Raw genomic sequence first — 12424 nt, forward strand, 5'->3', positions numbered from 1 at the left:
TCGATCGGCGGAGGTGAGCCGCCCGGGCGAAAACAGCGCCGCCAGGCGATGCAAACACAGGACTTCCGCCCCTTGGCCTGACGCGGCACCGAAAACTACCGTCGGCGTTACAGCGAGACGATCGACACATCGACTGCGAGGTTCACCATGTATCAGGCGAAGTGGTTCCAGGTTGTGGTCTGCACTGCCGCGCTGCTGGTGACCGCATGCTCGAGTCACCCGGCGCCACCGGCATCGTCATCCCCCTCCCCCCTGGCCGATTCCACCCGATCAAATGCGTTGTCAGCCATGCACGGTGAGGCGCTCGCCCATGCGAAGTATCTGGCTTATGCGACTCAGGCGCAGCAGGCCGGGCGGGCGCAGGCCGCGCAGGACTTCACCAACGCCGCCCAGACCGAGCACATGGATCACTTTGCCCGCGAGGCCGATCTGGTCGGGCTGGGCAGCGACATCGCGGCCAACCTGCGCGACGCGATCAACGGCGAGACCACCGAGACCAACTCCATGTATCCGGGCTTCGCCAAGCAGGCCACCGCTGACAACGATCCGGCCGCGGCATCCGCCTTCAGCGAGATCGGCACCGACGAGGCAGCCCACCTCAAGGACTTCCAGGCCGCACTGAACGCGGTGAGCAACCCTGGCGGTGGCGCGTCGGTTCCGGCCGGCGCAACGCCGGCACCGGCGGCCATCACGGCCGGGCCCGCGCGGTCGTCCGGGGCCACGCTGGCGAACCTGCGGACAGCGATGCAGGGCGAGGCGTTCGCCTACGCGAAATACATGCGCTACGCCGATCAGGCACGACGAGACGGTAACCCGGCGGTGGCGCAACTCTTTACCAACGCCGCCAACTTTGAGTTGAACGAGCATTTCGCGATGCTGGCCACGTTGGCCGGGTTGGTGGCCACCGACACCAACGCAAACCTGCAAGACGCGATCAACGGTGAGCAGCACGAGGCCGATGTCATGTATCCCGACTATGCCCGCCAAGCCGATCAGGCGGGAAACCCTCAGGCCGCCAACCTGTTCCGGGAAATCGCCGGCGACGAGAAGATCCACCAGCAGACCTTTCAGAAGGCGCTGACTGCGTCATGACCCTGGCGGAGGCAGGAACCGGCGCGGCCCTGTCCGGGCTAACAGCCCAGGAGGCCGCGCGTCGGCTCGCCGCCGACGGACCAAATGAGCTCGCGGCCCAGATGCGGCGGAACCTGCTGCAGGAAGCCTGGGATGTCGTACGCCAGCCCATGCTGCTCCTGCTCCTCGGCGCCGGCCTGGTGAACTTCCTGGTGGCCGAGCCGCTGGACGGCATCATGCTGTTGGGTTTCGTCGTCGTGGTCATCACGATTTCGATCTATCAGGAGCACAGAACTGAACGGGCGCTGGCCGCGCTGCGTGACCTGTCGTCGCCCCGGGCGCTCGTCGTACGGGACGGGACGCAGGTACGCATTGCCGGCCGCGACGTTGTGCGCGGCGATGTGGTCCTTCTCGCCGAGGGGGACCGGGTCCCCGCTGACGCCGTCCTTCTTGAATGCGCGAACTTTTCGGTTGACGAGGCAGCGCTGACGGGCGAATCCGTGCCGGTGCGGAAGGCGTCGATCGAGCCGCCGGCGATGTCGGCGGCCATGGGCCGACCCGGTGGGGACGCGACGCCGTGGGTCTTTTCGGGAACCCTGGTGGTCAAGGGCCACGGCGTTGCGGTGGTCAGGGAAACCGGCGCAGGCACCGAGCTGGGAAAGATCGGAACGGCGCTGCGCACGATAGAGCCGGAGCGCACTGCGCTGCAACGGGAAATCGACCGCCTCGTAGGAATTCTCGCCGTTTTCGGTCTTGCCGTCGCGGTCGTCGTCGTGATTGTTTACGGGCTGACACGAGGCAATTGGCTTACGGGTGTGCTCGCGGGCATCGCGACCGCGATGGCGCTGCTGCCGGAGGAGTTTCCGGTGGTTCTGACGGTGTTTCTGGCGCTGGGCGCCTGGCGAATGTCGCGTAAGCAGGTCCTCACTCGGCGTCCCCCGGTGATCGAAACGCTGGGATCGGCGACGGTCCTGTGCGTCGACAAAACGGGCACCCTGACGCTGAACCGAATGACCGTGTGCCAGCTCATCGTTGACGGGCATGCTCATACCCTCGGCGAGGACCCGCTACCCGAGGCGTTTCACACCATCGCGGAGTTTGCCGTGCTGGCCTCGCCCGTTGATCCGTTCGATCCGATGGACAAAGCGTTCAGGGAACTTGGCGAGAAGTACCTGTCCGGAACCGAACACGTCCACGCCGCGTGGGAACTGGTGCGCGAATATCCGCTCTCGGAAAGGTTGTTGGCGCTGTCGCACGTCTGGCGCTCGCCCGACGGCGGCAAGTTCGTCATCGCCGCCAAGGGCGCACCCGAGGCGATCGCTGACCTGTGCCACTTCACCGCCGACCAGCTCGCCGCACTGACCGCCGATGTGGAGCGCGCCACCGCCGGCGGCCAACGGGTCCTCGCGGTGGCGTGCGCCCGCTTCGACGACCACACCGCATTGCCGGCCGAGCAGCACGACTTCGAATTCGCATTCCTCGGGCTGGCTGGTCTTAATGACCCGGTGCGCCCGGGCGTGGCCGGTGCGGTCGCTGAATGCCGGCGCGCCGGCGTCCGCACGATCATGATCACCGGCGACTATCCCGGCACCGCACTGGCGATCGCCCGCGACATCGGCTTAGACCATGCCGCCGGCTGCATCACCGGCCGGGATCTCGAAGTGATGTCGGATGATGAGCTGGCTCGCCGCATCCGATCCGTCAGTGTTTTCGCCCGAATGGTGCCAGAGCAGAAGCTCCAACTCGTCCGCGCCCTGCAAGCCAACGGTGAAGTGGTCGGAATGACCGGTGACGGCGTCAATGACGCTCCGGCGTTGCGCGCGGCCAACATCGGCATCGCAATGGGGGCGCATGGCACCGACGTCGCCCGCGAGTCCGCTGGGCTCGTCATCACCGACGACGACTTCACGTCGATCGTTGGTGGAGTGCGGCAGGGCCGCGGCATCTTCGACAATTTGCGGAAAGCGATGGCCTATGTGATCGCCGTGCACATCCCGATCGTTGGCATGTCGCTCATCCCGGTTTTCGTCGCCGGCTGGCCCCTCGTGCTGCTGCCCGTCCAGATCGCATTCCTCGAACTCATCATCGATCCTGCGTGCTCGGTGGTGTTCGAAGCCGAGGAGACCGACCCTAAGATCATGGAATCGTCGCCGCGCGGGCCGAACGAGCGGATGTTCGGTGCACGCGTATTGACAATTGCCGCTCTGCAAGGGCTTTCGGTGCTCGCCGCTACCCTCGGCGTTTTCCTGTGGGCAGCGCTCAACGATCGCCCCGACAATGTCGTCCGCTCGGTGACGTTCGTCGCGCTCGTCGTCGGCAATCTCGCGTTGATTCTGGTGAATCGGTCATGGCGGCTTCCGATCTGGCGAACGTTCCGGGAGCGGCGCAACCGCGCCCTGAAGTGGATACTCGCCGCGGCGGCTTCGCTGCTCGTCATGGTGCTGGTGGTTCCCGGACTGCGCCGCGCCTTCAACTTCGGCCCGATCACACCGCGGGACTGGATCATCGCCGTCGCGGCCGGCGTCATCGGGGTCGCGTGGTTCGAGATCTACAAGACCGCCGCAGCGCGGCGCTAGCACCCGGTGGCAGCGACCGTGCCCAGAGTTGTGCCCAACCCCGGCTATTCGATTGCCGGTCAGACGGTGATCGTCCACCGCTTACGCCGGCGGCATCGGCATCTGCATGGACGTTCATGAGGGGCCAAAGTCATCGACGTCTTTTTCGAGGCTGACGGGTTCAGGACCACGGGCCGGGGAAGTGGCCGTCCTGGTCCTGCACCATCACGATGTCCTTGCACTCCCCGTTGAGGGCCGCGGCATTCTCACCGCGACACACCAGGGTCCAGCCCGAGATCCGCGCGAAGGGCCGGACGGACCAGGTGGTCGCGATCGGATCGGTGCCCGGCAGGGCGAGGACGGCGAACGTGTTGCCGACGTTGGTGATGTAGAGGTGGTCCTCGAAGAACGCCAATTTGGCGATCGGCATCTTCTTCGCGTCCTCGCGCGCCTTCAGCAAGTCCCACTGCTGGGTGCGCAGGTTCCACACCCCGAACCCGAACTGCGAAGTATCCGAATTGCGGCCGTCGATGAAGAGCTTCCCGTCCGACAACGTGGCGGAGAGCCCGCCGCCCGAAACCTTTTCGGAATCACCGACTTTGATGACGGATTTGGCGTTCAGGTCGTAGAACATCGTCGAGACCACCGGGGGATTGTAGGAATCCCAGTGCGTCATCTTCACCAGTTTGTCTGGGCCGTCGGATAACTCGCCGTCGACCGTCCAGATGTCGTTGTCCTGATAGATCGCTTCCCCGCTTGGCCGGCGCAGCTCGGCACCGGACGTCTTGGCGGCGTCGGTGTTGCGCTGGAACGACAGCACGTCCTGCCACGCGTGACCCGGCTGCGGGTCGTCCCACATCGGCGAAAGATCGGAACCGGAAAGGATCACGGTCCTCGGCGCCGAGGTGGCGCTGTGCCCGTCGGTAAAGGCGTTCACCCACGCGACACCCGACGCGGTCGCCGCCAGGCTCCAGTCGTCGGGTGGGGTCAACTTCAGGTCGGGGTTGGGCGGCTGCAGCTCTTTGGTCACCAACGGGTGGTTGGTCTTGAGGTCAAAGGCGTATGCGGTGGCCTTGGCGACCTCGGGGTCCGGGCCGTGCGCCGGCTTGACGGTCGTGGTCAGATAGACGACCTTCATGTCGTCGGCCGTCCCGGTCAGCGCGCAGATGCCCCCGGTCAGATTCTCGCCGGCGGGGACCGTAGGGACCCCGGGCGCCACGTATTGCCCGGTTTTCGTATCGAATACTTTGGGCCGGATGCCCTCGAGCGCGGATTTGCCCGGCGAGAATTTCTCGGGACAACCGAAGTACGCCGTCGCGCCGTAGGTTTTCCAGTCCTTCTCCAGCGGACCGGTCACCGGAGGCGGCTGGGGAGCCGACCGGGCGGTCGTTTTACCGGCAGAAGTCGAGGTGGTCGGGACCGCCGCGGGCGGCGACGCGGTTTCCGAGCAGGAAACGACCGCCAGGCAGACAACGGACGTGACCAGGGCAAGCCCCCATTTGGGCACAGTTTGCCCCGTAAACGCCCGCATCAAAAAACCCCCGTTAAGTTCGTGTAACCAACGAGCGTAAAGCGGGCCGGGACCCACCGCGACTTGTGTCAGGCGGTCTTCGTCACACCCGGCCGCGGACCTGCTACCGGTCGAACTCGATGGGCAGGCTCTTGGGGCCGCTCAGGCTCACCATCGGTTTCCACGGAACCGGCCCGGCGGTGCGCGGGTTGAGCAGGCGCCTCGCGATGACGTTCAGCGCTTCGGCGATCTCGCGGCGGGCCAGGTTGGCCCCCAGGCAGTAGTGCACGCCGCCGCCGAAGGTCAAGATGGGCGGCGCGCCCGCACGCGTGATGTCGACGCGGTCGGGGTCGTCGTACACCGCCGGGTCGCGGTTGGCCGCGGCGGTGTTCACCAGGACCATCGTGCCGGCGGGAAAGAGGTAGCCGTCCAGCTCGGCGTCCTCGATCACCAGCCGCAGGGTTCCGCACGCGATCGGCGAGTGGCGCATCGTCTCCTCGACGGCGGGCATCGCCAGTTCGGGGTGCGCCTTGAGCAGGTCCCACTGCTCCGGGTGCTCGCAGAGGATGTGCACCGAGGCGGCCACCTGGTTTCGGGTGGTGTCCGTCCCCGCCAGGAGCAGGCCGCCTGCGAGCATCCGCAATTCGGCCGTGTTCAGGCGATCGCCGTCGTCCTCGGCGCGGATCAGGTCGGAAAGCAGGTCATCGGTCAGGCTGTGCCGCCGCCGCGCCACCATCTCGTCGACGTAGTCGTCGAGCTGCCGCCAGGCCTCCATGACGACGGGCTCGACCTGCCGGAGGTCGACGCTGAAGCTGAAGGCCTTGAAGACGTCGTCCGCCCACAGGGAGAACTGTTGCCAATCCTCGGGGGGAGCGCCGAGCAACGCGCAGATGATCGGGACGGGATAGGGGCGCGCGAGATCGGTGACGACGTCGCAGCGGCCCGCGTCGACGACCCCGTCGACCAGCTCGTTCATCACCTTGGCCATGGTGTCGTGCAGCCTCAGGGTCGCGCGCGGCGTGAACGCCTTCGAGGTCAGGCTGCGCAGCCGATGGTGCGCGTCGCCTTCCAGGCACAGCAGGCTGTTGACCACCTTGTCCCACAACGGACCCGACGTGAGGCCCTGGGCGAGCAGATTGATCCCGGGCGGGATGTGGAATCGGCCGTCGCGCAGCACGGAGCGGACGAGCTGGTAGGACAGGACTTCGGGGCCGTGCGGTCCGATGGCGACAGGGGCATGCCGTTGCGCCGCCTGAATGCGGGGGTAGACCTCGGCGGGGGTTTCCTCGGGGCCGTACGTGAGCGTCGGCAGATCGGCATCGAAAACGCTTGTGGCAGCGGTACCGACGGTCATGACGGTCTCCTCGGCGTTGCGCGAATAGTTCGCGACAACTTGCACACAATGTATGGCCGCGCCCGTTGGCTGTCAACGACGTCGCGCGTGGTTGCGGTCGTTCGACGCGGCCGGCCATACAAAAAGCATCGACCGTGTGGCCACCCGCGCGGTGGCTAGCGGCTCCTCATGGCGCGGGTCAACTGGCCGCCGAGCAGCACCACCGCGAACACGCCACCGGAGATCCCCGAAATAAGCAGTGGCAGTTGACCTTTCGAGCCCCATAGCAAGCCCGCCCACAACCCCGCGACCAGGACGGCAAAACCGATCGCGCCCTGGAACACGCCCTGCGCACTGGCCTGGTGTTCCTGATCGACGAGCCCGGAAATCCACGCCTTGCCGACGCCGTCGGTGCACCCGGTGAACAACCCATAGGCGCCGATCAGCAGCCAGGCGGTCACGACGTCGGTGGTCAGTCCCAGCCCGATGTAACCAACCGCGAAGAAGGTCAGTCCGAGGCCGAACAAGGCGGGGCGGCCGACGCGGTCGGCCAGCGATCCGGCCGGGTAGCTGGCCAGGGCATACACCGCGTTGTACCCGACGTACGCCAGGATCACCTCCGCCACCGAGAAGCCGATCTCGTTGAGCCGCAACAGCAACAGGGCGTCGGGGAAATTCACCACACTGAAGACCACCAGGAGTACGGTCACCCGCCAGTACGGCCGCGGCAACGAGCGCACGCCGGACCACATCGACGGCCGCTGCGCTCGCGGGGCACCACGGGCCCGCTCGCGCACCAGAAAGACGAGCGCCACGGACAGCACAGCGGGCACGATGGCGATATACAGCAGCGGGGCGATTCGGTGGTCCAGCAGCTCATAGCCGACCAATCCGAGCAACGGACCGGCGACGGCCCCCAGGGTGTCCATCGCGCGGTGGAAGCCGAAAACCCGCCCGCGCAGCGCTTCGTCCACGTCGTCGACGAGCAGTGCGTCCCGCGGTGCGCCGCGAACCCCCTTGCCGAGCCGGTCGACGACGCGACCCGCCAGCACACCGGGCCAGGCCGCCGCCACCGCGATGATGACCTTCCCGAGCGCGGCCATCCCGTAGCCGCCGGCGATCAACGGGCGGCGCTGGAACCTGTCGGCGAGCGGGCCCGCGGCGAGTTTCGTCAGCGACGCCGCACCCTCGGCGGCGCCCTCGACGGCTCCCACCACCGACGGGGGCGCGCCCAACACGGCCGTCAGGTAGATCGGCAACAGCGGATACAGCAGCTCACTGGCGGTGTCCTGCAGGAACGAGACCCCGGAGAGCACCCGAACGTTGCGGGTGAGCCAGCGGGGGCCCGAGTCGGTTTCAGTCTTGGGCACGAGGCCGCACCATCCGGGTCGTCGACGTCTCGTCCAACTCGACCACATCGGAACGCGAACGCAGGAAATCGCTGAATGACCGGAATCCCAAGGACCTTTCGCTGAACGACGGGTCCATCCGCTTCATCTGTGCCTTCACCGCGGAGTTGTGCAGCCAGTCGACGTCGTCCTTCTCCAGGCCGATCTGCAGCGCGCGCGTCAGCAGCGCCGTGGCGGCGGCCTGCGGATCGGGCGGCTCCGGTTCCTCGGGCTGCGCCGTCTTGGCGCGCCCGGCAGGTCGCTTCGGACGCTTCGCCTCGTCGCCGGTGTCGGGGACCGCGGGCCCCGGTTCGAGAGCCGGCACGCCCGGCAGCGAGTCGTAGATGACGAACTCGTCGCAGGCCGCCGCCAGCGCCCGGCTCGACGCACCGGCCACCCCGATGCCCACCACGTACCGGCCCAGCCGCTTGCAACGCTGCGCCAGCGGGATGTAGTCGGAGTCGCCGGCCACGATCACCACGTGGGTGAGATCGGGCAGCCGGAACATGTCCTCGACCGCGTCGACGGCCAGCCGGATATCGGCGCCGTTCTTGCCGTAGGCCGCCGCGGGGAACAACTGCACCAGGTCCACCGCGCGGGCGACCAGCTGCCCGCGGTACCCGGCGTTGATATCGGCCGACCAGTCCGCGTAGGCGCGGGTGAGCACCAGGGTGCCGAACGACGACGCGAAGTCGAGGATCGCGCCGACGTCGACGGTGGCCCGATCCAGCCGCTCGGCGTACTGCTCGAGCCCCTTGGCCTTGTCCCGCTGGAACGAGCTGCGGCCATGTACCTGGTCATATCGTGAAATCACGATGTTGTCGAAGTCGAGGTAGACGGCCACGCGGGCCGCGACGGGTTCCGTCATGGGCTAAATCATCGCTGAGGCGTCCGGCACTGTGGCGGTCGGAAGCGTTTTCCGTCACGATTCGGCCCGCCGGGGCCCTAAACAGCAGCCAGATCGGGTACACCAGGGCAATGAACGAGTTGAAGTTCCTCGAGTTGCACGGCGATCGGGTCGCCTACCGCGACGAGGGCGACGGCGAGGTGCTGCTGCTCATCCACGGCATGGCGGGCAGTTCGGAGACGTGGCGGTCGGTGATCCCGCCGCTGTCGAAGAAATTCCGGGTCATCGCCCCGGACCTGCTCGGCCACGGCGAATCGGCGAAACCCCGCACCGACTACTCGCTGGGCGCCTTCGCGGTCTGGCTGCGCGACCTGCTCGACGAACTCGGCGTCAGCCAGGCCACCCTGGTGGGTCAATCCCTCGGCGGGGGCGTCGCGATGCAGTTCGTCTATCAGCACCCCGACTACGCCAAGCGGTTGATCCTGATCAGCAGCGGCGGCCTGGGCCCCGACGTGGGTTGGGTGCTGCGGCTGCTCTCGGCGCCCGGGGCGGAGCTGGTATTGCCGATCATCGCGCCCAAGCCCGTGCTGTCGGTCGGCAACAAGCTGAGGTCGTGGTTGAGGGGCGCGGGCATCCACTCGCCGCGCGGGGCCGAGATATGGAGCGCCTACTCGTCGCTGTCGGACGGCGAGACGCGCCAGTCGTTTCTTCGGACGCTGCGATCGGTGGTCGACTACCGCGGGCAGGCCGTCAGCGCGCTCACCAGGCTGCGGCTGCGCGAGGACCTCCCGGTGATGGCGATCTGGGGGGAGCGCGACGGCATCATTCCCGTCGATCACGCGTACGCCGCGCACGAGGCCCGCACCGACGCGAGGCTGGAAATCCTTCCCGACGTCGGCCACTTCGCACAGGTGGAGGCGCCGAACCAGGTGGTGGAGCTGATCGAGGATTTCATCGCGAACAGCGACCGCCACGAAACGGCGACCACCGAGCTGCGCCTGGAATCCGAGGCGTAGCTTCCTCGCGCAAGCCGGTCGTAAGATTGCGGCGATGCGCAAAGCCGCGCGTACGGCGCTTCCGCCGGGGCCCCGGCTGCCCCGGGCGATACAGGCCGCGGTCATGCTGCACCGGGGGTCGCACTTCGTCGCCGCCTGCCGGCGTCGTTACGGGAACGTGTTCACGCTGCGCGTCGCGGGCATGGGCACGCTGGTGTATCTGGCCGACCCGTCCGATATCAAGACGGTGTTCGCCGGCGACCCGCACGTCTTCCATGCCGGCGAAGCGAATTCGATGCTGAGCGGGTTGCTGGGCGACACCTCTCTTCTGGTGATCGACGAAGACGTCCACCGGGATCGACGCCGCCTGATGCTGCCGCCGTTCCATCGCGACGCCGTCGCGCGCCAAGCCGGGCTGATGGCCGAGATCGCCGCGGCGAACATCGCGGGGTGGCCGGTGGGCAGGAGCTTCGCGGCCGCGCCCAAGATGTCGGAGATCACCCTCGAGGTGATCCTGCGCACGGTCATCGGCGCCACCGACCCGGCGCGGCTCGCGGCCCTGCGGGCGATCATGCCGCGGCTGCTCAGCGTGGGCCCGTGGGCGACGCTGGCGCTGGCGAAGCCGGAGCTGCAGCGCTACCTCCCGTGGCGGGGGCTGCGCCGGCGCATGGCCGAAGCCGACCGTTTGCTCTACGCGGAGATCGCCGAGCGCCGCGCGGACCCCCACCTGGCCGAACGCACCGACGTGCTCGCCATGCTGGTCCGCGCCGACGACGGCGGCCGCGCGATGTCCGACCACGAGCTGCGCGATCAGCTGATGACGTTGCTGGTGGCCGGGCACGACACCACCGCGAACGGGTTGTCCTGGGCGCTCGAGCGGTTGACCCGCCACCCCGCCGTGCTGGCCAAGGCCGTCGCCGCAGCCGAGGCCGGCGCCGCGGGTGATCCGGCCGGGGACGAATATCTCGACGCGCTGGTGAAGGAGACGTTGCGGATCCGTCCGGTGGTGTTCGACGTGGGCCGGGTGCTCACCGAACCGGCCGACGTGGCCGGCTACCGGTTGCCCGCCGGGGTGATGGTGGCGCCGGGAATCGGGCTGGTGCACACCAGCGCCTCGGTGTACCCGGATCCGAACCGGTTCGATCCGGACCGCATGCTGGGCGCGACGCTGAGCCCGACGACCTGGTTCCCGTTCGGCGGCGGTAACCGTCGCTGTCTCGGCGCCGGCTTCGCGCTGGTCGAGATGCGGGTGGTGCTGCGCGAGATCCTGCGCCGGGCCGAACTCGAGACCACCGCCGCGGCCGGCGAACGGCAGAAGCTGAAATTCGTTGTGCTGGTGCCGCATCGCGGCGCCCGCATCCGGCTGAGGGCGATCAGGGACGTCCCCGCCGTGGCGGCGGCAACGCGGACGCCGGCCCGGTAGTCACCCGGCCACCGGGGATCGCGCGCCCCGGTAGTCGACCTGCCAGTGCTTGATGCCGTTGATGAACGACGACCGCAGCCGCTCGGGATTCGCCAGCGGAGTCAGGTCGGGCACGTGATCGGCGAGCGCGCTGAACATCAGGTCGATCGTCATGCGCGCCAGGTTCGCGCCGATGCAGTAGTGCGCCCCGGTGCCGCCGAAACCGACATGCGGGTTCGGGCTGCGCAAGACGTCGAAGGCGTACGGGTCGTCGAAGACCTCTTCGTCGAAATTGGCCGAGCGGTAGAACAGCACCACCCGCTGGCCCTCGGCGATCCGGACACCGCCGAGCTCGGTGTCCGTGAGCGCGGTGCGCTGAAACGCCGTGATCGGTGTCGCCCAACGGATTATCTCGTCGGCGGCGGTCTTGGGCCGCTGCGCCCTGAACAGCTCCCACTGCGCCGGGTGTTCGGTGAAGGCCATCATTCCCTGGGTGATGGAGTTGCGGGTCGTCTCGTTTCCGGCGACGGCCAGGGTGACCACGAACATTCCGAATTCATCCTCGGACAGGCGCTGGCCGTCGGCGTCGGCGTGGACCAGCGTCGTGACGATGTCGTCACCAGGGTTCTCGCGCTTGCAGGCCGCCAATTGCATGGCATACCACATCAATTCGCCCGCTGAGGTCAACGAGTCGTTGCCGGCGAACTCCGGGTCGTCGCTGCCGATCATGTTGTTCGTCCAGTCGAACAGCTTGCCGTAGTCCTCCTGCGGAACTCCGAGCAGCCCGCAGATGGCCTGCAGCGGCAACTCGCAGGCCACCTGGCGGACGAAGTCGCCCGAACCGGCGGCCGCGGCTTCGGTCACGATGCGACGCGCCCGCCCGGAAAGTTCGGCGCGCAGCCGCTCCACCGCGCGGGGCGTGAAGGCCCGCGAGACGATTTTGCGCAACCGGCTGTGTTCGGGGTCGTCCATCATGATCATCGACGCCCGGCCCGCCTCAATCTGGCCGGCCGCCAGGTCTTCCCGGTAACGCGGCACGATCGACTTGCTCGCCGAGGAGAAAACGTCGCTGCGCAGCGAGACCTCGCGGACGTCGCGGTGCTTGGTCACCACCCAGTAGCCACCGTCGCCGAAGCCGCCCGCGCCGGGCGGCTGCTCGTTCCACCAGATCGGTGCCGTCGCGCGCAGTTCGGCGAACTCACGCACCGGCAACCGGTGGGCGTAGATGTCGGGATCGGTGAAGTCAAAGCCCGGCGGGAGGTTCGGCGCGGCCATCGGAGTTCTCCTCACGCGTGCTTGTTGGGATCGGTAGCAAAACCCGCG

The 12424-nt window shown here is 67.7% G+C and carries 9 protein-coding genes; 4 read left to right on the plus strand and 5 right to left on the minus strand.

The annotated features are described in order from the left end of the window. Positions 1–147 precede the first annotated feature (147 nt). Both G6N37_RS26040 and G6N37_RS23610 read left to right on the plus strand, forming a co-directional pair. Positions 148–1092 carry a ferritin family protein gene (locus tag G6N37_RS26040; protein ID WP_197745717.1) on the plus strand — a complete coding sequence of 315 codons (945 nt, stop codon included), beginning with the start codon at positions 148–150 and terminating at the stop codon, positions 1090–1092. Then, complete coding sequence (locus tag G6N37_RS23610) at positions 1089–3647, plus strand: cation-translocating P-type ATPase (protein ID WP_163683787.1); 2559 nt, start codon at positions 1089–1091, stop codon at positions 3645–3647. The genes G6N37_RS26040 and G6N37_RS23610 overlap by 4 nt, the downstream gene beginning before the upstream one ends. A 160-nt stretch (positions 3648–3807) precedes the next feature. On the opposite strand, the gene G6N37_RS23615 is transcribed toward G6N37_RS23610, so the two are convergent. The 4 genes from G6N37_RS23615 to G6N37_RS23630 form a co-directional block, all read right to left on the minus strand. Beyond that, complete coding sequence (locus G6N37_RS23615) at positions 3808–5157, minus strand: hypothetical protein (protein ID WP_163683788.1); 1350 nt, start codon at positions 5155–5157, stop codon at positions 3808–3810. 103 nt (positions 5158–5260) lie between these two features. After that, complete coding sequence (locus G6N37_RS23620) at positions 5261–6490, minus strand: cytochrome P450 (protein WP_163683789.1); 1230 nt, start codon at positions 6488–6490, stop codon at positions 5261–5263. A 155-nt stretch (positions 6491–6645) separates the two neighbouring features. Next, positions 6646–7839 (minus strand): MFS transporter, encoded by a 1194-nt coding sequence (locus G6N37_RS23625; protein WP_163683790.1) that lies wholly within the window; start codon positions 7837–7839, stop codon positions 6646–6648. Then, complete coding sequence (locus G6N37_RS23630) at positions 7826–8725, minus strand: NYN domain-containing protein (protein WP_163683791.1); 900 nt, start codon at positions 8723–8725, stop codon at positions 7826–7828. Before G6N37_RS23630 ends, G6N37_RS23625 begins: the two co-directional genes overlap by 14 nt. Positions 8726–8835: 110 nt before the next feature. On the opposite strand from G6N37_RS23630, the gene G6N37_RS23635 reads away from it, so the two are divergent. Further along, a complete protein-coding gene (locus G6N37_RS23635) occupies positions 8836–9720 on the plus strand; it encodes an alpha/beta fold hydrolase (RefSeq protein ID WP_163683792.1) in 885 nt (294 codons plus the stop codon). Between the two features lie 34 nt (positions 9721–9754). After that, the gene (locus tag G6N37_RS23640) at positions 9755–11122 is read left to right on the plus strand and encodes a cytochrome P450 (RefSeq protein ID WP_163683793.1); all 1368 of its coding nucleotides are present in this window, start codon (positions 9755–9757) and stop codon (positions 11120–11122) included. Here G6N37_RS23640 and G6N37_RS23645 read toward each other — a convergent pair whose 3' ends face one another. Continuing rightward, on the minus strand, positions 11123–12376 hold the full coding sequence (locus G6N37_RS23645) for a cytochrome P450 (protein ID WP_163683794.1): 1254 nt from the start codon (positions 12374–12376) through the stop codon (positions 11123–11125). Positions 12377–12424: the final 48 nt, after the last annotated feature.

This window comes from Mycobacterium seoulense, assembly GCF_010731595.1.
GTDB lineage: Bacteria > Actinomycetota > Actinomycetes > Mycobacteriales > Mycobacteriaceae > Mycobacterium > Mycobacterium seoulense.

Excerpts from the sequence above, each read along its gene's own strand:
- G6N37_RS26040 (WP_197745717.1), top strand. The coding sequence starts at position 148 with ATGTATCAGGCGAAGTGGTTCCAGGTTGTGGTCTGCACTGCCGCGCTG.
- G6N37_RS23610 (WP_163683787.1), top strand. The coding sequence starts at position 1,089 with ATGACCCTGGCGGAGGCAGGAACCGGCGCGGCCCTGTCCGGGCTAACA.
- G6N37_RS23615 (WP_163683788.1), bottom strand. The coding sequence starts at position 5,157 with ATGCGGGCGTTTACGGGGCAAACTGTGCCCAAATGGGGGCTTGCCCTG.
- G6N37_RS23620 (WP_163683789.1), bottom strand. The coding sequence starts at position 6,490 with ATGACCGTCGGTACCGCTGCCACAAGCGTTTTCGATGCCGATCTGCCG.
- G6N37_RS23630 (WP_163683791.1), bottom strand. The coding sequence starts at position 8,725 with ATGACGGAACCCGTCGCGGCCCGCGTGGCCGTCTACCTCGACTTCGAC.
- G6N37_RS23635 (WP_163683792.1), top strand. The coding sequence starts at position 8,836 with ATGAACGAGTTGAAGTTCCTCGAGTTGCACGGCGATCGGGTCGCCTAC.
- G6N37_RS23640 (WP_163683793.1), top strand. The coding sequence starts at position 9,755 with ATGCGCAAAGCCGCGCGTACGGCGCTTCCGCCGGGGCCCCGGCTGCCC.
- G6N37_RS23645 (WP_163683794.1), bottom strand. The coding sequence starts at position 12,376 with ATGGCCGCGCCGAACCTCCCGCCGGGCTTTGACTTCACCGATCCCGAC.